The organism is Providencia sp. 2023EL-00965, assembly GCF_033550225.1.
Classification (GTDB): Bacteria; Pseudomonadota; Gammaproteobacteria; order Enterobacterales; family Enterobacteriaceae; genus Providencia; species Providencia manganoxydans.
Map to the genome: position 1 here is coordinate 52,393 of NZ_JAWUEH010000012.1, position 25,845 is coordinate 78,237.

Consider the following 25,845-nt stretch of genomic DNA (forward strand, 5'->3'; position numbering starts at 1 on the left):
TTACTGAGCATTGTATAAAATGACTGCTGCGGTACCCAGCAGGTTAAGCAGCGTCAGTGGCAGACAGATTTTCCAGCCAAAGGACATCACTTGGTCATAACGCGGACGCGGTAAAGATGCACGGATCAAGATAAACATCATCATGAAGAAGGCAGTCTTAATCGCAAACCACAGGAACGACGGCAAGAATGGACCATGCCAGCCACCAAAGAACAGTGTCACGATCAGCGCAGAAACGGTCACAATACCGATATACTCACCCACGAAGAACAGGCCAAATTTCATACCTGAATATTCTACGTGGTAACCATCGGCGATTTCTTGCTCTGCTTCTGGTTGGTCAAATGGATGACGGTGACATACCGCAACCCCGGCTATCGCAAAAGTCACAAAACCGAAGAATTGTGGAATAACGTTCCACATGCCTTCTTGTGAATTGACGATATCAATCAGGTTAAATGAGCCTGCTTGAGCAACCACACCCATCAGTGATAGACCTAAGAACACTTCATAACTCACCGTTTGTGCAGATGCACGCATTGCACCGAGCAGTGAGTATTTGTTGTTACTTGACCAACCAGCGAATAGCACCGCATAAACAGCCAGACCTGCCATCATCAGGAAGAATAAGATCCCGATATTCAAGTCTGCAACGTGCCATGTTGGGCTAACCGGAACGATAGCAAACGCAAGGAACAGTGAGCAGAATGCAATCACTGGCGCTAGCGTAAAGATTTTTTTGTCCGCAAACTGTGGGATCCAGTCTTCTTTGAACAACATTTTGAACATGTCGGCAATTAATTGCCCCATGCCAAAAGGTCCAACACGGTTAGGACCGTAACGGTTTTGGAATAAGCCGAGAATACGACGTTCACCCAAACTCATGTACGCACCACAGGTAACGACAACCAATAGGATGACAATCGACTTAAGAATGGAAATTAACACTTCCATCACTTCTGGGGATATCCAATCCATCATGCACCCCTCCGTAGATTATTGACTGACACACCCGCCATTGCTGGTGCAATACCTGGCATCCCCAAAGGCAGACCGATTTGACCACTCGACAGATTTTGGCTTAAACGTACAGTCAAATTGAAAGCTTGACCTTGATGACTGAATTCCGCTTTAGCGCCAGCACCCAAACCGAGAGCTGCTGCATCTTGTGCATTCAACATCACATAAGGCTCAGGCATACGCTCTTGGATCACCTCTGAACGTTGTGACATTTCATCACTGCCGAACAGATGATAATAAGGCGCAACCACCCACTGTGCTTCAGTTGCATGATAAGCCGCTGGAATATCAGTGAAATAAGCCAATTTAGCTTCAGTTGAATTAAACAGACGCACACCCGGATCACCGAAACGTAGATGCCCACCGACTTCGCTTTGGAATTTGTTCCAAGCTTGTGGTGAGTTCCAACCAGGTGCCCATGCAAATGGAATTTGCTGACGCGGAGCCGTTGGGCTGTTGTTACCTTCCATTGAGAAGGCAAACGCAGTGTCTTTATCTTGCGGTTGACGTTGCTCATGGACTGATTGATTTGCCAACATTGCAGTACGACCACTGTAACGATGTGGTTCACGTGCTAACTTCTGGCCACGAATGCGGAAAGACGCTTTCGGTGCTGCATCAACAATACCGGCGAACTGTGGCAGTGCCGCAACACAATCCGCAATCACATGATCAAGTTGAGACCAGTCAGCGTCACGTTCTTGTGCTTCCGTTTGCAGAGAATGCAACCAACGCCAGCTTTCGTTCATCACGATAGATTTGTCGTAGAAAGATGGATCAAACACTTGGAAGAAACGTTGTGCACGGCCTTCTTGGTTGATTAAAGTCCCATCGGCTTCTGCGAAGCTTGCAGCTGGCAAAATCAATGACGCTTTATCCATGATGTCAGTGTGTTGATGGTCGGCAACAATCAAGTGTTTCAATTTAGCCAGTGCACTATCAACGACATTGACACTGCTATGACGATAAAGGTCATTTTCCATTACGATAGCAACGTCAGCTTCGTTCGCGTTAATACGCGCAAATGCGCTATCTAATGATTGCGCTTTCATCATGGCTAAACCGAAGCTATTTGCATGCGATGCAAGGTAAGATAAACCAACTTGTGCACCTTTCGCTTTCAGTGCAAAGGCAACGTTTGCAGCAGCTTGGATCATGGCATCACTTGCCGAGTGGCTACCACTGATAATCAATGGTTTTTTAGCCCCTGCCAGCGCTTGTGCGATGGTTTCTACTTTGGCTTTTAAATCAGCTGGTAAATCAGCAACTGCGGGTGCATCACCGTTGATCATATTCGCAATGGCGAAACCAAAGCGCGCTTGATCAGCGACTGGCGCACGATAGTTAAATGCCGCAATATCATCTAAGCGAGTATCATCAACGTTAGTGATAAACAGTGGATATTTCGCATGTTGACCGATATTCATGATCGCAGCGATTTGCCAATCAGCGACTTTCTGTGCTGCTGCCATTTCGCGTGCTTTGCCTTTTACAGCTTGACGAACGGAAAGTGCCATGCGTGCACCAGTTTGAGTTAAGTCTTCACCCAATACCAGCACCGCATCATAGCCTTCAACTTCACGTAGGCTAGGCGTATAAACACCACCGTTTTGTAAGATATTTTGCATCAACTCAAGGCGACGTTGCTCATCAGCCGAAACACCTGAGTAGAAGTTTTCTGCACCCACTAATGCACGTAAAGCATAGTTGCTTTCGATGCTCGCGCGCGGCGAACCAATACCAATCACTTTTTTCGCTTGATTGATTATTTGTGCACCACTTTGCATTGCTTCGATTGCAGAAACAACTTGCTTAACACCGTCTTTATTTAAGAGTGGCTGACGTGGTCTGTCTTTGCGGTTAACGTAGCCGTAACCAAAACGACCGCGGTCACATAAGAAATAGTGGTTTACTGAACCGTTATAACGGTTTTCGATACGGCGAAGTTCACCATAGCGCTCACCTGGACTGGTATTACAGCCGATACTGCACTGTTGGCAAATACCCGGTGCGAACTGCATATCCCATTTACGGTTATAGCGTTCTGAGTGAGTTTTATCGGTAAAGACACCTGTAGGGCAAACTTCAACGAGGTTACCGGAGAATTCGCTCTCTAACGTACCATCTTCCGTACGTCCGAAGTAAACATAGTTATGTGCACCATAAACGCCTAAGTCAGTGCCATCAGCGTAGTCTTTATAATAACGCACACAACGATAACAGGCGATACAGCGGTTCATCTCATGACTGATGAAAGGCCCTAGATCCTGATTAATGTGAGTACGTTTCGTGAAACGATATTTACGCATATTATGACCGGTCATCACCGTCATATCTTGCAGATGGCAGTTACCACCTTCCTCACAGACTGGGCAGTCATGTGGGTGGTTGGTCATTAACCATTCAACGACACTTTCACGGAATTGTTTGGCTTCTTCATCGTCAATAGAGATGTAAGTACCTTCCGTTGCGGGTGTCATACAGGACATAACGAGACGACCGCGGGTGTCATCCGCGTTTTGATATTGCTTAACCGCACACTGGCGGCAAGCGCCAACGCTTCCCAGCGCCGGATGCCAGCAAAAATAAGGAATATCTAGCCCCAGAGAAAGGCAGGCTTGTAACAGGTTTTCAGACCCGTTTACGTCATATTCTTTGCCGTCTACATATATTGTAGCCATAGTCAGCATGCTTCCCAAAGGCCCGCTCAAAGCAGGCGTTAATCAAAAATACGTTCTTCGTGAAAAATAACTTTTGCGGTTGCTCATTCGCAAAAGCGTTACCAACGCTGTTTCAGCAAGTTGGGTTGGATACCGGCTATCTGGGCAATATTGCGCAGATCTTTTTGCGAGATACCCGCTTCAAATTCTTCACGGAAATATTTGATGGCGCTCTGTAAAGGCTCAACCGCACCCGGTGCGTGAGCACAGAAGGTTTTACCCGGACCTAAGAAACGACACAACTGCTCTAACGTTTCAATATCCCCCGGTTGCCCTTCTCCTTTTTCCAACGCTTGTAAAATTTTCACGCTCCATGGCAAGCCATCGCGGCAAGGTGTACACCAACCACATGACTCACGAGCAAAGAAAGTTTCAAGGTTGCGAACTAAAGAGACCATGTTGATTTCGTTATCAACAGCCATAGCTAATGCCGTACCTAAACGGCTCCCTGCTTTACCGATAGATTCAAAATCCATTGGTAGATCAAGGTGATCACCTGTCAGGAAGTCCGTACCTGCACCACCCGGTTGCCATGCTTTTAGGGTCAAACCATCGCGCATGCCACCCGCGTAGTCCTCTAGCACTTCACGTGCTGTGGTGCCAAATGGCAGCTCCCACAACCCCGGATTTTTAACGCGGCCAGAGAAGCCCATCAATTTGGTGCCGGCATCTTTGCTCTTACCTGCGCTTAAGTTGATATACCACTGGTCTCCATGCTCTAAAATCGCAGGTACGTTACAGATAGTTTCAACGTTATTTACACAGGTTGGCTTGCCCCATGCACCGGATGTCGCAGGGAATGGTGGTTTTGAGCGAGGGTTAGCACGACGACCTTCAAGGGAGTTAATCAGTGCGGTTTCTTCACCACAAATATAACGACCGGCGCCTGTATGCACAAACAGTTCGAAATCAAAGCCAGAACCCAAAATATTTTTGCCAAGCAGACCCGCAGCTTTTGCTTCTTCGATGGCATGACGCAGATGTTTTGCTGCCTCAACATATTCGCCACGCAAGAAGATATAACCACGGTAAGCTTTGAGTGCAAATGCCCCGATGATCATGCCTTCAACTAATAAATGTGGCAGTTGTTCCATCAAAAGGCGGTCTTTATATGTGCCCGGTTCCATTTCATCTGCGTTACATAAAAAGTAACGTAGTTTCATGTTTTCGTCTTTTGGCATCAGGCTCCATTTCAGACCAGTGGAGAAACCTGCACCACCGCGACCTTTTAAGCCAGCGTCTTTGACTAAGTTAACCACTTCATCAGGAGCCATGCCTTTAAGTGCACGCTCTACACCTTTATATCCGTTTTTACTGCGGTACTCATCCAACCAAACAGGTTGATTGTCATCGCGCAAGCGCCATGTCAACGGATGTGTCTCGGCAGTACGGATCACGGGTTGAAAGGAGTTTGTCATGGATACTGCTCCAGTAACTTTTTAATATCTTCAGGCTGTACGTAGCTGTGGGTATCCTCATCAATCATCATGGTAGGACCTTTATCACAGTTACCCAAACAACAGGTTGGTAGTAATGTAAAACGACCATCTTGTGTTGTTTGACCTGGGCGAATATTGAGCTGGTTAATAATTTCAGCTTCTAATCCCTGATAACCCGTGATGTGACAGACCACACTGTCGCAATAGCGAATAATGTGGCGACCAACAGGTTGACGGAAAATTTGGCTATAGAATGTCGCTACGCCTTCGACGTCACTTGCAGGGATGCCCAGTACTTCAGCAATCGCGTGGATAGCGCCATCTTCAACCCATCCACGATTTTTTTGCACAATTTTCAGTGCTTCAATTGAGGCAGCACGTGCATCTTCATAGTGATGTTTTTCACCTTCAATTTCAGCACGCTCAGCCTCTGTTAATACGAAGCCGTGCTGAGGTGTTGGTTCAAAAACATTAACACCATCAAGACTGGTCTGCTTATTATGTTCATTATGCATGGTTAGCGATCCACATCCGACATTACAAAATCGATACTACCCAGATAGACAATCAAGTCAGAAACCAGACTTCCGCTGATCACCGCTGGAATTTGCTGCAAATGCGCATAACTCGGTGTACGGATACGGGTACGATAGCTCATGGTGCTACCATCACTCGTCAGGTAATAACTGTTGATCCCTTTGGTTGCTTCAATCATCTGGAATGATTCATTGGCAGGCATCACTGGGCCCCAAGACACTTGCAAGAAGTGATTAATCAAGGTTTCAATGTGCTGCAACGTCCGCTCTTTTGGTGGCGGAGTTGTCAATGGGTGGTCAGCTTTGAAAGGTCCTTCAGGCATATGCTTCAAGCATTGTTCAAGAATGCGAATACTTTGACGCATCTCTTCCACTTTAATCATCACACGATCATAACAGTCACCGTTGTGAGCAATTGGAATATCGAACTCAAAGTTTTCGTAGCCTGAATATGGACGCCATTTACGCACGTCGAAATCAATGCCTGTCGCACGCAAGCCAGCACCTGTTACACCCCACGCCAATGCCTCTTCTTTAGTGTAAGAAGCAACGCCGATAGAACGGCCTTTCAAAATGGAGTTTTTCAGTGCGGTCGTCACATAAGATTCAAGACGTTTTGGTAGCCAATCTAATAGCTCGCGTAGCAACTTATCCCAACCACGCGGCAGATCATGAGCTACACCACCGATACGGAACCATGCAGGGTGCATGCGGAAACCCGTAATGGCTTCAACGACGTTATAAACTTTCTGACGATCAGTAAATGCAAAGAATACAGGTGTCATCGCACCAGTATCTTGAATATAAGTACTGATATACAGCAGGTGACTGTTGATACGGAACAGTTCCGATAACATAACACGGATCGTTTTCACGCGATCAGGTACTTCAATACCTGCTAGTTTTTCAACGGCCAATACGTATGGCATTTCATTGACACAGCCACCGAGGTACTCGATACGGTCAGTGTAAGGAATATAGCTATGCCATGATTGACGCTCACCCATCTTCTCAGCACCACGATGGTGGTAACCAATATCAGGTACGCAGTTAACGATTTCTTCACCATCAAGTTGTAACACAATGCGGAAAGCACCGTGTGATGATGGGTGGTTAGGTCCTAAGTTTAGGAACATGAAGTCTTCGTTTTCGTTGCCGCGAGACATGCCCCACTCTTCTGGTTTGAAAGTCAATGCTTCCATTTCCAGATCTTGTTTTTGCTTAGTTAGCTCAAACGGGTCAAACTCGGTCGCACGTGCGGGATAATCTTTACGGAGTGGATGACCTTCCCAGCTTGGTGACATCAGTAAGCGACGTAAGTTCGGATGACCTTGGAAGGTGATACCGAACATATCCCATACTTCACGCTCATACCAGTTAGCATTTGGGAACAGTGAAACAAGAGAAGGCACATTGAGATCTTTTTCACTCAATGCCACCTTCAACATAATATCACGATTGCGGTCTATCGAGATTAGGTGATAGAAAACACTAAAGTCCGCCTCTGGCAAACCTTGTCTGTGTATTCTTTGACGCTCATCAACCCCATGTAAGTCAAATAACATGACATACGGTTTTGGCAATTTTTTCAAAAAATCTACAACTTCAAGTAACTGTTCGCGTCTTACCCAGATAACTGGCATGCCAGTACGGGTTGCTTGAACAGAAAAGGCATCCGGCCCAAATTGGTTGCGCAACTCCAGAAGCACAGGATCACTTAAGTGATCTTGTGTCTGCCATCCTGGCTGGGTACTCTCTTGCGCTATCTGATCTGTCATCATTCTTCACCATAACGCTTGATCAGGTTTATTATTTCGCAACACATTGCTCTGTTACGCTGTATGGCTTTAAGCCTTAAATTTCGTCTGGGGTACGCAGGTTAGTCACTGCGATACGTTCACCGTGTTTTCTTTCTCTTTCTGACTGCATATTGGCACGGTAAACGCCCTGATCACCAACAACCCACGAAAGAGGACGACGCTCTTTACCGATAGATTCTTGTAACAGAAGCAGTGCTTGCATATAAGCTTCAGGGCGCGGCGGACAACCTGGGATATATACATCCACAGGAATAAATTTATCAACGCCTTGAACGACAGAGTAAATATCGTACATACCACCAGAGTTGGCACATGAGCCCATTGAGATGACCCATTTTGGTTCTAGCATCTGATCATAAAGACGCTGAATAACAGGTGCCATTTTTGTAAAGCAGGTTCCTGCTACGACCATAAAGTCGGCTTGACGAGGTGAAGCACGAAGTACTTCTGCCCCAAAGCGGGCTACGTCATGAACTGCTGTGAACGACGTTACCATTTCGACATAGCAACATGAGAGACCAAAGTTATATGGCCAAAGAGAATTTTTGCGGCCCCAGTTAACCACATCATGTAATGCATGAGAAAGTTTTCCCATATACACGCTGTTTTTGACTTGCTGCTCAAGTGGATCTGTAACGATTTCTTGAGTTTGCAGGGGGTAACGGTCGTTCTCACCGTTCGGATCTATGCGGGTGAGCGTATAATCCATTGTATAATGCCTCGCTTTTTACTGCGGATGACGATTGCTGATTTTAATAACTTCACTAGGACCTTTAACTGCGCGACGTGAACGGACAGGAGTCCAGTCCAATGCACCGACGCGGATCAGGTAAAATAGTCCCGCCAACAATACCAAAATAAAGATTGCTGCTTCGATAAAGCCTAACCAGCCAACTTCACGGACGGCAACGGCCCATGCAAACAGGAACATAGCTTCAACATCGAAAACAACGAAGAACATGGCAACCAGATAAAATTTGGCTGACATACGAAGACGGGCACTCCCTACCGAATCGATACCGGACTCATAAGGTACGTGTTTTGTTCTGGCTTTGGCGCGACTGCCGAGGAAATGACCAGCGACCAACATAAACGAACAAAGGGCGATGGCGCCGACAAAGAATATCGCAAACGCCCAGTTATGGGCTAACGCTAGGATAGATTCAGACATACTCGTTGCTTACTCATTACATATGGTGCGTAAATCTGCTCTTTTTAACATCACGGCAGTATTGCACCATAATTGCCCAGTTAACTGAGAAGAAAGACCAAAAATCATCACCAAACATAAAAATCAGCCTGAAGACTGCGTTTGGTTTGTCCTCTCTCTGACTATTTATTTTGCTTAACTTAAGCAAAATAACCCGTATTTGTTACAAATCCTTGACATTTTAAAAACAAGGTTGAAACAAAAAACACTCAAAAGCAGCTAAAACGTGTCAGTGTGATAATACACCTAGTAAACACAATGACTAGTTTAACTGATTATTCGCTTTTACTACACTATTATCTCAGGAAAAACCTGTCTTACCAGATGAAAACTTGCTCTTTTTATTTGATCTAACGCACAGTTTTATTGAAAATATACTCAGATTGTTTACAGAACATTCAAATTTAGTCTAAGTCGTATTAACTATTTTTTACTCACTAAATCAAGTAACTGTCTGACTAAGCAGCCCAATTTTAGCAATTATTCAAAATATGATTGTTAACAACATAACAACTTCTTAACGAAAAAATGAAATTTCTGTTCTGCCATCCACATCACAATTATTTCACGTTATAATTATTTTAACCATACTTATTAAGTGGTTAATTCGCTTTTTTTACCTACAAACTGCTCAAAAAAAAGCCGCGACATCATCGCGGCATTCTTATTAGATATATTCTAAATAATTCGAGATACAGGTAGGTGACCCGTGAAGATAGATATTGAACAATTTATAATTAATATAAACCTTCACTTTCACTGACAACTGTATCATCGGCTGTAGGTGCAACTGCATAAGGAATTTTTTTATTCTCTATGGCACTAAACACCGTCAGCACAAAATCCTTTTGCTCATCCGCATTTTTATATAGCCAATACTGAATATCAGGTAAACGTGGTAAGCCATCTGCTTCATTTAAAATACGTAAATCCGCATTTTGCATTTCCATTGGTCGTGCCGTGACGCCAACTTCTGCATTCACAGCAGCTCTGACAGCTGGCAATGATGCAGCTTCATAGGCAACATGCCAAGACAATCCAGCATCATCTAATGCATCAGTACTCATTTTACGGAATGGGTTTGATTCATCCATTACCACTAATGGGATAGGTTCATTAGCACGCAATTGGAAATCAGGTGCGCTGTGCCATAATACAGGCACTGTTCTCAATGCTGTTTTAGGGTGATGACTAATACGTGCAGTTGTCAATGCTAAATCGATTTCATGATTATCTAACATCGATTCAATAAAATGCGCACGTTTAATTCTTACCTCAACAGCAAGGCGAGGGAAAACAGACGCAATACGATTTAATAAGAATGGCAATAAAATATCGACAGTATCATCCGATGCACCAATGCGCAGCTCACCTTCAGCGTCATTGTAGGTCAATGATGCTGTCGCATCATCGTTAGCACGTAAGATTTGTCTCGCATAGCCAAGAAGCTGTAAACCATGAGCGGTAAGTAATTTATTTCGCCCATGACGAGCGAATAATTCACGGCCTACCAGCTGTTCTAGACGTTGCATTTGCTGGCTCACAGCAGACTGTGTGCGACATACAGCGGCGGCGGCGGCAGCAAATGTATTGAGATCGGCTACCGCAACGAATGTGCGCAGTAAGTCCAGATCGAGATTCATTATTGGACGATTGGAATTTATCATCATTATTCTCTTATATAATTTTATGGTACCTGGTGTTCCTGCTCTCCTCCTTGAGATCAGCTTGTTTAATAACTTAAAATAACTTGCTTAGTGCTTTCCAATCCCTAGGATCGCATTGACTACTCTTTAAATGTGTTGATAGCTCGTAAAACGACAATACCAACCTACGACAAAAAAAGTTTACTAAGTGAGCGATTTAATTTAAATCCCAAATACAACCTTCTTATTTTGTCGCTCCGCAAATAGTAACATATTTAATGTAATTGCAATTATTTTAATGTAAATGCCTATAGGCACATACTCAAAAAGACAATTTTATCATTTAAAATCAATAAATTGAAATCATTTGATTTAATCTTTGTGGCTACTTTTTTACTAGAACAATCAATATTACTAACAAAAAGAGCTCGTTTTTGCTGAAATTTCGTGGAAATTTATTTCTAAACATCTAATTTCGTCATCAATCTTACAATTTGATACAAATTTTTTATTTCTTACTTAACTACATGAAGATTTTTTGTTTTTTCCTCCAAAACTGCGATATTTGACGATATATAAACCCAACTTAATAAATACAAACAGATAACTAGTTTGATATAATAAAAATATTTAGTATTCATCTATCGCATTACGGTATTAGCCAACCTTTTACACCAAAAATTATCTACTATCTTCAAAAGCTTCCGAGGTAGGAGTAGAGTAGAACTGTTCGCCGGAATCCCCCTACTTAAAGCATCCCAAATAGGGTAATGAGAGAAACAATGAATACGATAAAGAAATCTAACAAGCTTGATAATGTCTGCTATGACATTCGCGGGCCTGTCTTAAAAGAAGCAAAACGCTTAGAAGAAGAAGGTAACAAAGTCCTCAAGCTCAATATCGGTAATCCGGCACCGTTTGGCTTCGAAGCCCCAGACGAAATATTGGTTGATGTTCTACGCAATTTACCAAGCTCACAAGGTTATTGTGATTCAAAAGGCTTATATTCAGCCCGTAAAGCCATCGTTCAACACTATCAAGCACGTAATATCCGTGAAATGACGGTTGAAGACGTTTATATTGGCAATGGTGTTTCTGAATTAATTGTGCAGGCGATGCAAGCCCTGCTAAATAATGGCGATGAAATGTTAGTGCCTGCCCCTGATTACCCGCTGTGGACTGCGGCAGTTTCTTTATCAGGTGGTAATGCAGTGCATTACATGTGTGATGAGCAACAAGGTTGGATGCCAGATATTGAAGATATTCGTAAAAAAATTAGTCCTCGTACCCGCGGGATTGTTATCATCAATCCAAATAACCCAACAGGTGCGGTATACAGCAAAGAGCTATTATTAGAAATTGTTGAGATTGCTCGTCAACATAATCTGATTATTTTTGCTGATGAGATTTACGATAAGATCCTTTATGACGATGCAGTCCACCATTCCATTGCTGCTCTTGCCCCTGATTTGTTAACAGTGACCTTTAACGGGTTATCTAAAACATACCGCGTAGCCGGTTTCCGTCAAGGTTGGATGGTTTTGAATGGTCCAAAACAGCAAGCTAAAGGCTATATTGAAGGTTTGGAGATGCTGGCATCTATGCGCCTTTGCGCAAACGTCCCAATGCAACATGCTATCCAAACCGCTTTAGGGGGTTATCAAAGTATTAGTGAGTTTATTCAGCCGGGTGGCCGATTGTATGAACAGCGTGAGCGTGCATGGGAACTTATCAACCAAATTCCTGGAGTCTCTTGTGTTAAACCACAAGGTGCTCTATATATGTTCCCTAAAATTGATATTAAGCGCTTTAATATTCATGACGACCAAAAAATGATCCTAGACCTACTACTACAAGAAAAAGTACTTTTAGTGCAAGGAACTGCATTTAATTGGCCGGAACCTGACCATTTCCGCATCGTTACGCTACCCTATGCAGATGATCTTGAAATGGCAATTAATAAATTTGGTCGTTTTATCGAAAACTACCGTCAATAATCCCCTATATACTCTAAATAATTCGAGATGCAGGTAGGCGACAAGTGAAGATAGGCGGGGAGCATAGATAAACTCTATGACTCGACTAGCTGAATGTAGTCAACAACCCTGCAACTTGAAGTATAACGAGTATTTAACGCTCTTACCACAATGAGAGCATTGCTCCTTTCATACTATAAAGTTCTACAATAACGGTATCAACAATATATAATGTAATGCCCTATTTTATTAATTTAATATAAATGAAATAGGGCATCAATAAAAACATACTGCTATAAACATTCGAAATTTACTTTTATAAACCATCGAGAAAAGATGGTTTTAAATGAAAATTTAAAGTATAGAAATAAAATAAACTGCTGCTAAGAAAAATAGCAATAAAATAATGGGGAAGTATTTCATGGCATTCCTTACTATTATTGAATAATAATGACCTTTTCATTATAGTTTTTTATCACGTCAAATCAAACACTAATTATAAACTTATATAGTTGCAGAACATTATAATCTTAATTTGATTATCCATATTAAACAGGCAATGATTATTCTCTTATTATTCCCTCGCAATAAATAAGTTGCCATCACGTCATCAAGCAAAATCTGACAACAACGTTACCTTTTAAAATAATAAGTTAACTAAACACTTCCGATTAAAATCATCTATTTTTAGATTATATTTTTCATTCTCTATATCTGGAAGCACATACTCCATATATGCAGATATTTCATAAAAAGGCATACCTTGCTTATTTTTAGTTTGTAATCACCTCATAAATATCAATGTAAATAATTTATCGACTATCTATCCTATAAAAAATAAATATTCAGCCTTAATCATCGCTATGTTTATTTCTACTAACATTACACGCTTATGCATGTCTTAGGTTTGCTTTCACTTATCAGTAAACTGTAACCAATAAATTAATTAATAAGTTCAATAGGATTGATATATAATTTTAAAATTATACATATCAATTTTGAGCCTTCTCCACTACAATATAGCTTTAGCCAATAGGGAGTAATCATGAGCTACTTTTTTGCCCACCTTGCTAGAATGAAACTGATCCATCGCTGGCCATTGATGCGCAATGTACGCACTGAAAACGTTTCAGAACATAGCTTGCAGGTTGCAATGGTTGCCCATGCACTCGCTATCATAAAAAATAAACGATTTGGCGGGAATGTTAACCCTGAGCATGTTGCCTTACTCGCGATGTATCATGATGCCAGTGAAGTGATTACGGGCGATCTACCAACTCCCATCAAATATCATAACGAACAAATTGCTCATGAATATAAAAAAATAGAAAAGTTTGCTCAACAGAAGCTGTTAGATATGTTACCTGAAGAACTCCGCGAGGATTTTAAAGAACTTATCATTGAAGAGTTGCAAACTGAAGAAGAGCACTTTATTGTCAAGCAAGCAGATTCACTTTGTGCCTATTTAAAATGCTTAGAAGAGCTATCTGCTGGAAATAGTGAATTTAAATTGGCTAAAAAGCGCCTTGAAAAAATTCTATCTGACAGAAAAAGCCCTGAAATGGACTATTTTATCGAAATATTTGTTCCTGGTTTTAAACTTTCCCTTGATGAAATTAGCAACTAATTTACAGGAAGGAATAACATTTTTATTCCTTCCTTGCTGAATTTAATTTATTTCGTTCAATTCGGTATTACATCCTGATGATACCGGAAATGCGACATAAAACGTTTTGGCATCACCATTGACACCTAATATTGCCCTACCATCATCCTGTTCACCTAATGAACAATAAAATCGTCTTTTGCTTTGATACGTTTTACCACTTTTTGTGTGTATTTTAATGATCCAATAATCATAGCGATCCCAAGGCCCCACTGCGTATCGAAACACAAATGCATCCGTTATTTTTGTTTTATCAGGAACATTATGGATTATTTTACTTGTTCCATAGACTTCAGATTGGTCAATAAGTCCCGATACAAAATGAGTAAACTCAACTTCTATCAATTCCTCTCCCCAGTAGTTTTCGAAGTCACAATAACCTGTAAGATATTCATATTCACCAAAAATTTGTTCTTTTTTCATTTATCCTCACTAAAATGTATATTCCAAACGGAATTCATCATCGATGAAATATCAACAATACAGGATAAATTCAAATGTAATATCATAATTGGTATCATAGAATAATAAAAATAAAATTCTGGTGACTGACTAAATAAATGAGTCAGTCACCTTTTATTAAAAATAATTTAGAAAGGAAATAAAATAGGAACAATTAATATACTAATAATCATGACAATAACAGTAAATGGAACGCCGATCTTAATAAAATCACTAAATTTATATCCCCCAGGTCCCAGCACTAAGGTATTTACGGGTGAAGAAACTGGTGTCATAAAGGCTGCCGATGCGGCTATTCCTACTATCATAGCAAACGGTAACGGCGACACATCCATATGACGAGCTGCTGCAATGGCAATTGGCGCCATCAAAACAGCAGTGGCTGTATTAGAAATAAATAAGCCAATTGAGGCGCAAAGTATAAATAAACACAACAACATAACGTGTGGCCCTAACCCACCCGCAATTTTCATGAGAGCGTCAACCGCTAAAGCAATACCACCTGTTTGTTGTAGTGCGATAGCAAATGGCATCATCCCTACAATTAAAATAATACTCGGCCAGTGAATTGACTTATACGCACTCTCCATATCAATACAACGAAATTTGCCCATCAATAAACAGGCAATGAGCGCGGCAATAAAATTGGGGATCTCATTGGTTACCATCATAGCAACCATCAAGGCAAGACAAAATAAAGCATGTGGGGCTTGAGATGATGCAGGAGCGACAGCTTCAACTTCCGCGGCTAAGTTTAATACAATAAAATTACGAGGCTTAGTTGAAAGAATACGAATTAATTTCCAGTCACCAATCACTAATAAAATATCACCAAGCCTTAGTGGTTCATCAACTAATTTCCCCCCTATCGCCTTACCATCACGTCGAATACCAACAACGTTTAGACCATAACGAGTACGAAATTTAATATCTCGGAGACTTTTGCCCAATAGTTCGGAATCCGGGTTCATCGATACTTCCGCCATCCCCACATCACGCGACTGGTCGGAGAAATAATCGCCACGCAGGATCATCGGTTCAAGTTTTTGCTCAAAACAAAACTGTCGCAGAGCATCATCACTCACTGCAATATCCACTAATAAAACATCTTGCTCTCTTAATTCCGTCCCCCCCGTTGCACTCACCATAACACGCCGAAATTTACGCCAACGTTCAATACCAACCACGTTAGCTTCATAACGCGAACGTAAATGTAATTCATCGAGGGAGTGCCCAATTAATGGTGAACCTTTACGAATAGCAAGACGACGAGCCCTACCCGTTAATTTATAATCACGAATTAAATCACGGAAAGTACGCTGATAGCGCTCAGGTAATTTATTAGGCTCACTACTCCCTAGCCAACGACGAGCAACCCACATGTAAGCGATCCCTGCCAGTAAGATCACAATACCTATTGGGGTGATTGAAAAGAATTGGAAGCCTTTGATACCTTCTCGAACTAACTCACTGTTGACCACCATATTTGGCGGTGTTGCGACTAATGTCATCATGCCGCTGATCAAACCAGCAAATCCTAATGGCATCATTAGACGACTTGGGGAAATTTTCATGCGCCCAGCAACGCTAAGCACAACAGGGATAAAGATAGCAACCACACCAGTCGAACTCATAAAAGCCCCGAGCCCAGCAACGGTGATCATCAAAAACACTAACATTTTACTTTCACTGCTACCCGCGACACGAACCAGCCAATCGCCCATTTGGTAGGCTATACCCGTTCGCACTAAACCATCACCAATCACAAATAAAGCCGCAATCAATAATACGTTAGGGTCAGCAAAGCCTGCTGTCGCCTGCTCTAAAGAAAGTGTATCGCTTAGCACAAACGCGACAATCACCAGTAATGCCACCACATCCATCCGTATTTTATTTGTGGTGAACAAAACTATCGCGATCAATAAGAGGGTTAACACCCACAGCAATTCTCCGTTCAAAAACGTCCCCTTTCAACGAAAAAAATAGTGTTAGATATTCCCTTAGTTAACCATGTTTTACGGAGAATTACTTTGATTTAATCGCTGTTAGACATTTTTTGATACATGGAGTGTAAAAACACCATTTTTATCTGGGCCTGTCACCGTAATCTGCGTTAATGAACTGATAATTGCATCAATTTGTTGTCTTCTTGGCATACTCTCTGGCGCGTGCACGGCTACAACTTGACAGCCTGCATCAAGTGCTGAATAAATCCCTGCTTGAGCATCTTCAAAAGCCAGACAATCGTTTGGTGATAAATTGAGGGATTGTGCCCCTAAGAGGAAAGGTTCTGGGTCAGGTTTACCTTTTGATACCTTTTCAAAAGTAACCCAATGTTTTGGTTCAGGTAAACCCGAAGCTTTTTGGCGTCCATGTGCTATTGGTACCGTTCCTGAAGTCACAATCGCCCAAGGTGCACCTATCTCTTCTAAACGTGTCAATAAAGCCACTGCTCCGGGTAATGCGACGACACCTTCCATATCGGAAGCTTCCATTTTTTCTAACCAGCGAAAGCGAGACATAATTTCGTCTTCGCTGGCTTCAGGCATAAAGTGACGTAAGCTAGTTAGCGCAGGTTTTCCATGGATATAGCTAATGATTTCTTCGGGTGAACCCCCTATTTCTTTACCAAATAAACACCAGCAACGTTCAACTACCGCTAATGAATCGGCTAAAGTACCATCAAGATCAAACAGAAAACCTTTTGCTTTTAACTCCACATTTACCCCTTAGAAACGCATTTATGCGTTAATAACCTGATTAATTTCCACGGCAGACAAATGGTATTGACGAGGACAAGCACGCCAAATACCTAGCATCCGCACATATTTATCCCACATTGGTGTTTGAGAATTAAAGCCATGAGTTCCGCTATCAAAATGGGTATAGCGGCCTTCGGTATTGACCATAAAGCGTACATAGCTCAAGTAACGCGCTTCTGTCGCTGCGTCAAAGCCTAAGAACTGCACACGGCGTTCATCGATACCTTGAGGATCACTCATATTTCCATAAGACACTTGTAATGCATGATACATTTCCATGATATCAATCACGGTGCGACAAGTGCTCTCACTTAATTCGCCGAAGTCTCTATCTAGCTCACGCATTTGTAAGCCGAAGCCACGCTCAATAATAGTTTGCAAACGACGGTAGCGATCTGCATTATCAGGATCCAACATCGTCATCATTTTGTATTGATTTGATAAAATCAGGCGTTGTGCATTAGTCATTTCCATCATGATCCTCCTCGGAAAATTTTTAGCTCATCTTCGCATTCAAAATTCATGATGGACAGTGAAAACACCACTTTTATTGATCTAAACAACCTTTTTACATTACTTGTTGTTAAATCGAACTTTTAATTTAAATATCTTCAATAAAAGACTTATCTAACTGCTTAAATGCGCGTTGTAACAACTGCGCTAATGCCAAGTAATCAGGTTGATGTTCGATAGGCGCCATAGCAATGCCTGCTTGGGTAAATTTGTCGCGGATTTCATAAAACCAACTGAGCAAACTAGCAGGCAGTGGAGTTGCCGCCCTTTTTCCTAACCACCATAAGCCTTGCATTGGTAAACTACAGGCAAACAGAGCTGTTGCGACCGCAGGTCCGAGCTGTCCGCCAAGCGCAATTTGCCAAGCGAGCGTAAAAATAGCGATCGGTGGCATAAAGCGGATACCAAAGCGCGTTGCTTTGATCATGCGTAATTCGGGGAATATTGGAGATAACTTTTTCTCCATTGGAAATGTTTTTAGGTACAGGTTCCCCAGCCTAAATCGTTTGAAAAAACCTGGCGGTGAGTTTTGTAATGTACTCATGGATACCTTCCTATTAAATCTTTGCTTCGCCATCACCATACGCCATTTTATCCGTAATGCCTATACTCATGATACTTCAAATAGCAACACCTTTCGTTAAGGCATAATGACCACGTTCATTCGCACTCATCACCTAGTTATTTTGCCGAAATCAGCTATTCTGATGGATAGGTAATTTTGCATAAAATGCGTATTTTATAGGGCTGTTATGATTTCAATCAATCAAAGCTTCTATTTATAAAAAAAACATACAAAATATAAAATATTTTTAGTAGAATTAACCGCATTTAGTATTGCTGTCGAAATTTGCTAGCCGAGTAAGGTTATCAATGTTCAACAGGCTTGTTATATATTGGGGTTCTGACGTGTTATTTCAACACCAATGGCTGAATGCATTAAACTATGCACTTAGCCAATAAAAGATACACTCTAAATAATTCAAGATGCAGGTAGGCGACAAGCGAAGATAGACGGGGAGCATAGATAAACTCTGTGACTCGGCGAGCGTAGCGTAGTCACTTATACCTCAACGAAAGCCCTGCAACTTGAAGGATGACGAGTATAAACACATATAACGTCCCCCTTTTATTGTACCCAATAAATTTTAAATGATTTGAAGTATCACAGACTGTTTACTTCTAAATAATTCGAGGTGCAACTAGGCGACAAGTAAATGAGTCGCTAGGAGCCTACATAAGTAGGTGACTAGTGCGAGTGAACGCAGTCACCATACCTTAACGAAAGGCGTTGCAACTCGAAGTATGACGAGTAAATGACTTGAATCATAAAATTAGGGTACAAAATACGCTAGGCTCTAGCACATTAGATTTTTACAAAGTCTTTTTAGGCAATTTTGCATTTTAAAGGCTTCACTACAACAATTAACAATAGGTATTTCCATGTCAAGTAAGCTGGTACTGGTTCTAAACTGCGGTAGCTCCTCACTGAAATTCGCCATCATCGATCCATCTAATGGCGATGAATATTTATCTGGTTTAGCTGAGTGCTTTAATCTGCCGGAAGCCCGTATTAAGTGGAAAATGGATGGCGCTAAGCATGAAGCTGAATTAGGCGCAGGTGCTGCACACAGTGAAGCGCTGAATTTCATTGTTAACACGATCTTAGCAGAAAAACCTGAGTTGTCTGCACAAATCGCCTCTATCGGTCACCGTATTGTTCACGGTGGTGAGAAATTCACTTCATCGGTATTAATCAATGATGAAGTTGTTGAAGGCATTAAAGCAGCCATCCCATTTGCTCCACTGCACAACCCAGCTCACTTGATTGGTATCGAGGAAGCAAGAAAAGCATTCCCTCATTTGGTTGGTAAAAACGTTGCCGTATTCGATACTGCATTCCACCAAACTATGCCTGAAGAAGCATACTTGTATGCGCTGCCATACGAATTATATGAAGAGCATAGCATCCGCCGTTATGGTGCTCACGGTACTAGCCATTTCTATGTGTCTCGTGAAGCCGCTAAAAAATTAAACAAACCTGTTGAAGAATTAAATGTGATCACCTGCCATCTAGGTAACGGTGGCTCAGTGACTGCGATTGTTAACGGTCAATGCGTTGATACTTCTATGGGACTAACGCCACTGGAAGGTCTGGTGATGGGTACGCGTAGTGGTGATATCGATCCTGCGATTATTTTCCATCTTCATGATTCTCTAGGTATGAGCGTTGATCAAATCAATAAGATGCTGACTAAAGAGTCAGGTCTACTTGGTTTAACTGGCGTAACCAGCGATTGCCGTTATGTTGAAGATAACTACGATACTAAAGCAGATGCGAAACGTGCGATGGATGTATTCTGCCATCGTTTAGCAAAATACGTTGGTGCATACAGCGCACTGATGGAAGGTCGTCTTGATGCTGTTATCTTTACTGGCGGTATCGGTGAGAACTCAGCTCAGGTTCGTGAACTGACACTGAAAAAACTGGCTCTGTTAGGCTTTGAATACGATCATGAGCGCAATTTAGCTGCCCGTTTCGGTAAAGAAGGTCTAATCACCACTGATAATAGCCGCCCAGCGTTAGTTATTCCAACGAACGAAGAGTTAGTGATTGCCCAAGACTCTGCTCGCTTAACCGCTTAAGGTCTCGATACCGCCAGCTCTACGCTGGCGGTACTGTTTTATAATTAGAGAGAGGTTCCCGTGTCTCGTACAATTATGTTAATTCCTACCGGCACCAGCGTTGGCCTAACCAGCGTCAGTTTAGGTGTCGTTCGCTCAATGGAACAAAAAGGTGTTCAATTGAGTGTATTTAAGCCTATCGCACAGCCGCGTGTTTCAGGTCAGAAAGACCAAACTACCGAGGTTTTACGCTCTCATTCAAGTATCACATCTATCGTCGAACCATTAGAAATGGGATATGTTGAGTCATTACTGACCTCATCAAAAAAAGACGTATTGATGGAAGAAATTGTTGCTCGTTACCATGAGCAAACTAAAAATGCAGAAGTGGTTCTGATTGAAGGTTTAGTGCCAACCCGTAAGCACTCTTTTGCCCAATCACTAAACTACGACATCGCGAAAACTTTAGGCGCTGAAATTGTGTTCGTTACTGCGCCAGGCAACAGCACAATCACTCAAATGAAAGAACGTTTAGAGTTAGTGCGTAACGAGTTCGGCGGCCCACGTAATAAAAACATCATTGGTGTCATTGTTAATAAAGTCAATGCACCTGTTGATGAACAAGGCCGTACTCGCCCTGATCTGTCTGAAATTTTTGATGACTCAACTAAAGCAACCGTCACTAATATCACACCAAAAGAATTAGAGTGCCTAAGCTTACCTGTACTAGCCTCTATTCCTTGGAACTTTGATCTGATTGCGACTCGTGCCATTGATATGGCAAAACACTTAAATGCTGAAGTGATTAACGAAGGTGAAATTAACACTCGCCGCGTTAAATCAGTTACATTTTGTGCACGTAGCATCCCTCACATGCTAGAACACTTCCGTCCGGGTTCATTGTTGGTCACATCTGCTGACCGTCCTGATGTATTAGTTTCTGCTTCCTTAGCAGCAATGAATGGCGTTGAAATTGGTGCTCTACTATTAACTGGCGGCTACCATATCGACGCACCGATCCGCCAGCTGTGCGAACAAGCCTTCGAAACCGGTTTACCCGTCTTCATGGTGAAAAGTAATACGTGGCAGACTTCATTGAACTTACAAAGCTTCAGCTTAGAAGTTCCAGCAGATGACCATGAACGTATTGAAAAAATTCAAAACTACGTTGCTCGTCATATCAGCAGCGAGTGGATTGAGTCATTAGTGGCTGATTCAGAGCGTCCAAACCGCCTGTCTCCTCCTGCATTCCGTTATCAATTAACTGAATTAGCACGTAAAGCGGGCAAACGCATTGTTCTGCCTGAAGGTGATGAGCCACGTACTGTTAAAGCGGCTTCTATCTGTGCTGAACGTGGTATTGCAACTTGTGTTCTACTGGGTAATCCAGAAGATATCCGTCGTGTTGCATCCGCTCAAGGTATCGAATTGGGTACAGGTATTGAAATCGTTGACCCACTGAAAGTACGTGAAGAGTATGTTGCTCGCCTTGTTGAATTACGTAAAAACAAGGGAATGACCGAAGTTGTTGCACGTGAGCAATTAGAAGACAACGTCGTTCTCGGTACATTGATGTTGGAAAAAGGCGAAGTTGATGGCCTCGTTTCTGGCGCGGTTCACACCACAGCAAACACCATTCGCCCACCGCTACAGTTGATTAAAACTGCGCCGGGTAGCTCGCTGGTGTCTTCCGTGTTCTTTATGCTATTACCTGAACAAGTTTTTGTTTACGGTGACTGTGCAATCAACCCAGATCCAACCGCTGAGCAACTGTCTGAAATCGCTATCCAATCTGCTGATTCAGCAAAAGCGTTTGGTATCGACCCACGCGTTGCGATGATCTCTTACTCTACAGGTAACTCAGGTGCGGGTAGCGATGTAGAAAAAGTACGTGAAGCAACACGTCTGGCACAAGAGAAACGCCCTGATCTGATGATTGATGGTCCACTACAGTATGATGCTGCGGTAATGGCTGATGTTGCTAAGTCCAAAGCACCAAACTCACCCGTCGCAGGTAAAGCAACTGTATTTATCTTCCCTGATCTGAATACAGGTAACACCACTTATAAAGCGGTTCAACGTTCAGCGGATCTGGTTTCTATCGGTCCAATGCTGCAAGGTATGCGTAAACCTGTAAACGACTTATCTCGCGGTGCATTGGTTGATGATATTGTCTACACTGTTGCCTTAACAGCCATTCAAGCTGCACAAAATGAAAATGCTTAATCACTACGATTAACCTTTCATTCGCAAAAAGCCAACTATGATAGTTGGCTTTTTCTTTATCTATAAAATGAATAATATCAACAATAATCAAACACATTAGTTTGAATGGTTTTGATGGCCAAATCTTTATCAATAAAATCGTAGATAAGCACACCTTTACCTGCACTTTGTTGCAACATCGTTAATTTGTTAGCAAGGATTGGATTCAAAATATCTGCATACCCCCTAGGATCCCCTAATTTTCCATTGGTTGCGCTGATATGGTTGAGGACTAGTTTATGGCTGTAATGCGGCATGGGTAATAATAATGCATCGATGTCCTGTATTTTCTCTTCAATCTCAGGCCCATTCCAATTATCTTGCAATACGATATTGTTATTTTCATGCCAATTATATGCCCAAGTGAGATCCCCCAATGAAGATACCTGCCATATAGGTGCAGCACATTCAATTGCAATAATCTTCCCTCTTGCTTCACCCAATGTTGGCCATACATAAATATCACCATTATCATTGAGTTTTGGTAGATAAAGATTATCAAGATAGTCAGCAATAAAGGTTTGAATAGCTGATTTGTATTGCTCGAAATCATCTTTTTTTCATTGGCATTTTGGATCCGTACCAACACAAACTCAGATGGATTTTGAGCTAAAAATTGCTGTAACTGTTCGAAAATAACTTGAGCGGAAATATCGCTGACCCACTCACGATGCGCAGCAACCAAATCTCGCGTGATCCTTAAATCAAAAAAACGTACCCCAATATTCAGTTGCTCAATCAACGACAGGTGCTGAGTTTTATAATAAGCACTGTCACATAAGGCCGTCATCGCATCATGCGTTCCCGGAATGCTCAATTCAGTCACTGACCGGTTATCATTAATATATTTTAACCAACAAGGTAATTTATTATTTATCATCAGGCATACTCACCTTTTATACTCTAAATACTTCAAGATGCAGGTAGTCAACTTCACTGCAACCTGAAGTATGACGAGTATATTATTAAAAATTATCCGAAAGTTTGCCTTCCGGATAATCATCATTATTGTGTTGCTCCAGCGGCCTTTTTCATCTTAATTAACTTCCAAGATAACAACGCCGCAATCAGAGTTAAAATAGATAGACCAATGAATACATGACTGATAATCGTTGTTGGGGTAAGTACTTCACGAAGAATTTTGCCATGTTCATCTAATTGTGGGCTAAAAATAATACTAGCCTTGTTATGACGAAATTTAGAAACATACAACATGAATCATGCATTTCAAAATTATTACTTATAAAAAAATTATTCCATGATCGTTTTCACATATCATTAACCTTCATATTTATTCATGACGGATTTGCTACATAAATAACACAACAATAAAGTGCAATGTCATTAATGCTAAATATTTCAATAGGTTACTTTTATTTATAGAAAGGAAAGTAATTGCTGGTATTTAGACTTAATGTAAGGTGAGACACTCATCAATTTATGACTATATTAATTGAAAAATCATTACGGCTAATAAATAAAAAGCTAGGAGAAATATCCCCTAGCTTTGGTGTTTAGACAATATTTTATTTTTGTCTGTTATTTTTTAACAGTAAATAAAGATACAATCGTAGCAACAAGTATATTTAATATAAATGCAGCAATACCGATATTCATAAACTCAAGTCCCTCGCTTAACCAAGGGAATAATTGAGATAATGAGATATGTTCAATATAAGTGATAGCGAGGAAAAGTACGCCTGCAATAATGCCTGCGATCGCCCCAGCAGCTGACATCGGATTATATTTTCTAAAACTCATTAATAACGCAGGGAAAAACTGCGCAACAATATTGACACCAAGTAGCATTATCGCCACCAAAGTATCATTACTGTGGAAAATAAAATACAAACTGACTAAAGCAACCAGTGGCACCATAAAGCGTGCATAAATACCAGATTGGCGTTTTTCTTCACTGACATTTAACGCTTTTTGTACCACCCCCGCTAACATATTCGATGTTGTCAGCAGCAACATCGAACCAGGAACCAATGCGGTTAACATTCCCGCGGCACCAATTAAACCGACAATGACGGGTGAAAAAGTCGCCTTAGAAATTTCAAATAACGATAAGTCAACTTGTGAGCCGTCAAGATGAGGTATTTGTAGTATTGCAGCATAGCCTACAAAGAAAGCAAACAACATGATCAAACTATAAGCAGGAATTAAAATACTATTGCGTTTCAATGACTTTTCATTTTTTGCCGTAAATACCGCCGCCATATAATGTGGCCAACAAAAATAGGCAACTACCGATAAGAAGATAGTGGAAATATACCAAGGAATATTTAACCCTTTTTCTGAAAAGGTTAAAAAGCCGGGGCTTGCGGTATCAATCGCACGGAACATATCACTAAAACTGCCATAATAATGCAGCGGAATATAAATACCGATAAATAACACTACCAGTAATATCATCAAATCTTTTAACGCTGATGTCCATGCAGAACCATGAATACCGGAAATCATCACAAACAAAGTAACAGCAATGATCCCAATCCAAATCGCCATATCAGCAGGAATTGCGCCATAAGAGGCCTGAGACACAATGATCCCCAACCCTTTAAGCTGCAAGACAAATAAAGGCACCATTGCCGCAATAGAAATTAAACTGACTAACAATGCTAAACCTTGACTATGGTATTTCGCTCCAAAGAAATCTGAAATCGTTCTGATATCATTTTCTTTAGCAAATCGCCAAACTCGTGGGTGCACCCAATACAAAAAGATCCCCATAAATGCATTGACGGCTAATGTATACAGAATTGCGGGTCCTTTACCATATGCCCAACCACTTCCCCCTAAAAAGGTAAAAGTGGTATAAATTTCCCCTGCACTGAGTAAAAAAACCAACAACGCACCATAACTACGCCCTCCCACCGACCACCCTTCGTGATCCATGGTTTTGCCTTTTTTGGCTCTAAGCGCAAGATAAATGCTAAACAGGAAAAACAGCGTAATAACAACTAATGCTGAGCTCATTGTTCTTCCTTACTGTGTCTAGAGTCTAATACATTAATTAGCAGCATAATCAGTGCACTAATAACCACCCAAGCAACGATCCAAAACATTAAAAACGGCAGTCCCATCACAAACGGTTCTACACGATTGGCATAATAAATACCTACCGTCAGCGCTAGTAAAGGAAAGATGACCAAAAAGTGATACCATTTCATAGATAAGCT

The 25,845-nt window shown here is 41.6% G+C and carries 21 protein-coding genes; 4 read left to right on the forward strand and 17 right to left on the reverse strand.

The annotated features are described in order from the left end of the window. The 8 genes from nuoH to SC428_RS15260 form a co-directional block, all read right to left on the reverse strand. Entirely contained in the window at window positions 1–978 is a 978-nt protein-coding gene (gene nuoH / locus SC428_RS15225; RefSeq protein WP_070929235.1) for an NADH-quinone oxidoreductase subunit NuoH, read from the reverse strand. Beyond that, on the reverse strand, window positions 978–3,701 hold the full coding sequence (gene nuoG / locus SC428_RS15230) for an NADH-quinone oxidoreductase subunit NuoG (protein WP_140186591.1): 2,724 nt from the start codon (window positions 3,699–3,701) through the stop codon (window positions 978–980). Before nuoG ends, nuoH begins: the two co-directional genes overlap by 1 nt. A 98-nt stretch (window positions 3,702–3,799) precedes the next feature. Then, complete coding sequence (nuoF, locus tag SC428_RS15235) at window positions 3,800–5,158, reverse strand: NADH-quinone oxidoreductase subunit NuoF (RefSeq protein ID WP_070929234.1); 1,359 nt, start codon at window positions 5,156–5,158, stop codon at window positions 3,800–3,802. Continuing rightward, the gene (nuoE, locus tag SC428_RS15240; protein ID WP_070929233.1) at window positions 5,155–5,694 is read right to left on the reverse strand and encodes an NADH-quinone oxidoreductase subunit NuoE; all 540 of its coding nucleotides are present in this window, start codon (window positions 5,692–5,694) and stop codon (window positions 5,155–5,157) included. The genes nuoF and nuoE overlap by 4 nt, the downstream gene beginning before the upstream one ends. 2 nt (window positions 5,695–5,696) lie before the next feature. Continuing rightward, the gene (gene nuoC / locus SC428_RS15245; protein WP_175442560.1) at window positions 5,697–7,496 is read right to left on the reverse strand and encodes an NADH-quinone oxidoreductase subunit C/D; all 1,800 of its coding nucleotides are present in this window, start codon (window positions 7,494–7,496) and stop codon (window positions 5,697–5,699) included. A 73-nt stretch (window positions 7,497–7,569) separates the two neighbouring features. Next, on the reverse strand, window positions 7,570–8,244 hold the full coding sequence (locus SC428_RS15250) for a NuoB/complex I 20 kDa subunit family protein (protein ID WP_004921127.1): 675 nt from the start codon (window positions 8,242–8,244) through the stop codon (window positions 7,570–7,572). A gap of 18 nt (window positions 8,245–8,262) precedes the next feature. Next, a complete protein-coding gene (locus SC428_RS15255; protein WP_070929231.1) occupies window positions 8,263–8,706 on the reverse strand; it encodes an NADH-quinone oxidoreductase subunit A in 444 nt (147 codons plus the stop codon). A 776-nt stretch (window positions 8,707–9,482) separates the two neighbouring features. Next, window positions 9,483–10,412 carry a LysR family transcriptional regulator gene (locus SC428_RS15260; RefSeq protein ID WP_140178741.1) on the reverse strand — a complete coding sequence of 310 codons (930 nt, stop codon included), beginning with the start codon at window positions 10,410–10,412 and terminating at the stop codon, window positions 9,483–9,485. 761 nt (window positions 10,413–11,173) lie between these two features. Between SC428_RS15260 and SC428_RS15265 the strand changes: the two genes are divergently transcribed. Together SC428_RS15265 and yfbR are read left to right on the forward strand one after the other, a co-directional pair. Further along, complete coding sequence (locus SC428_RS15265; protein ID WP_070929229.1) at window positions 11,174–12,388, forward strand: pyridoxal phosphate-dependent aminotransferase; 1,215 nt, start codon at window positions 11,174–11,176, stop codon at window positions 12,386–12,388. A 1,024-nt stretch (window positions 12,389–13,412) separates the two neighbouring features. Then, window positions 13,413–13,994 (forward strand): 5'-deoxynucleotidase, encoded by a 582-nt coding sequence (gene yfbR / locus SC428_RS15270; RefSeq protein WP_140178645.1) that lies wholly within the window; start codon window positions 13,413–13,415, stop codon window positions 13,992–13,994. A gap of 42 nt (window positions 13,995–14,036) precedes the next feature. Here yfbR and SC428_RS15275 read toward each other — a convergent pair whose 3' ends face one another. The 5 genes from SC428_RS15275 to yfbV form a co-directional block, all read right to left on the reverse strand. Continuing rightward, complete coding sequence (locus SC428_RS15275) at window positions 14,037–14,456, reverse strand: hypothetical protein (protein WP_070929227.1); 420 nt, start codon at window positions 14,454–14,456, stop codon at window positions 14,037–14,039. Between the two features lie 167 nt (window positions 14,457–14,623). After that, the gene (locus SC428_RS15280; protein ID WP_070929226.1) at window positions 14,624–16,453 is read right to left on the reverse strand and encodes an SLC13 family permease; all 1,830 of its coding nucleotides are present in this window, start codon (window positions 16,451–16,453) and stop codon (window positions 14,624–14,626) included. Window positions 16,454–16,540: 87 nt separating this feature from the next. Continuing rightward, a complete protein-coding gene (locus SC428_RS15285) occupies window positions 16,541–17,215 on the reverse strand; it encodes a sugar phosphatase (protein WP_318708577.1) in 675 nt (224 codons plus the stop codon). 21 nt (window positions 17,216–17,236) lie between these two features. Next, window positions 17,237–17,731: a YfbU family protein gene (locus tag SC428_RS15290; RefSeq protein WP_070929224.1), complete on the reverse strand. Its 495-nt coding sequence runs from the start codon at window positions 17,729–17,731 to the stop codon at window positions 17,237–17,239. A 127-nt stretch (window positions 17,732–17,858) separates the two neighbouring features. Continuing rightward, window positions 17,859–18,314, reverse strand: a complete 456-nt coding sequence (yfbV, locus tag SC428_RS15295) for a terminus macrodomain insulation protein YfbV (protein ID WP_070929223.1) — start codon at window positions 18,312–18,314, stop codon at window positions 17,859–17,861. A gap of 899 nt (window positions 18,315–19,213) precedes the next feature. On the opposite strand from yfbV, the gene ackA reads away from it, so the two are divergent. Next, window positions 19,214–20,416, forward strand: coding sequence for an acetate kinase (gene ackA, locus SC428_RS15300; protein ID WP_070929222.1), 1,203 nt, complete (start codon window positions 19,214–19,216; stop codon window positions 20,414–20,416). Window positions 20,417–20,476: 60 nt separating this feature from the next. Next, window positions 20,477–22,621, forward strand: a complete 2,145-nt coding sequence (pta, locus tag SC428_RS15305) for a phosphate acetyltransferase (protein WP_140178653.1) — start codon at window positions 20,477–20,479, stop codon at window positions 22,619–22,621. Window positions 22,622–22,698: 77 nt separating this feature from the next. On the opposite strand, the gene SC428_RS15310 is transcribed toward pta, so the two are convergent. From SC428_RS15310 to SC428_RS15325, 4 genes are all read right to left on the reverse strand, one after another. Continuing rightward, the gene (locus SC428_RS15310; RefSeq protein ID WP_318708583.1) at window positions 22,699–23,103 is read right to left on the reverse strand and encodes a hypothetical protein; all 405 of its coding nucleotides are present in this window, start codon (window positions 23,101–23,103) and stop codon (window positions 22,699–22,701) included. 562 nt (window positions 23,104–23,665) lie between these two features. Beyond that, on the reverse strand, window positions 23,666–23,875 hold the full coding sequence (locus SC428_RS15315; protein ID WP_318708585.1) for a hypothetical protein: 210 nt from the start codon (window positions 23,873–23,875) through the stop codon (window positions 23,666–23,668). 324 nt (window positions 23,876–24,199) lie between these two features. Next, window positions 24,200–25,642: a sodium:solute symporter family protein gene (locus SC428_RS15320; protein WP_140178658.1), complete on the reverse strand. Its 1,443-nt coding sequence runs from the start codon at window positions 25,640–25,642 to the stop codon at window positions 24,200–24,202. Continuing rightward, a complete protein-coding gene (locus SC428_RS15325) occupies window positions 25,639–25,836 on the reverse strand; it encodes a DUF3311 domain-containing protein (RefSeq protein WP_070929218.1) in 198 nt (65 codons plus the stop codon). The genes SC428_RS15320 and SC428_RS15325 overlap by 4 nt, the downstream gene beginning before the upstream one ends. Window positions 25,837–25,845 lie beyond the last annotated feature (9 nt).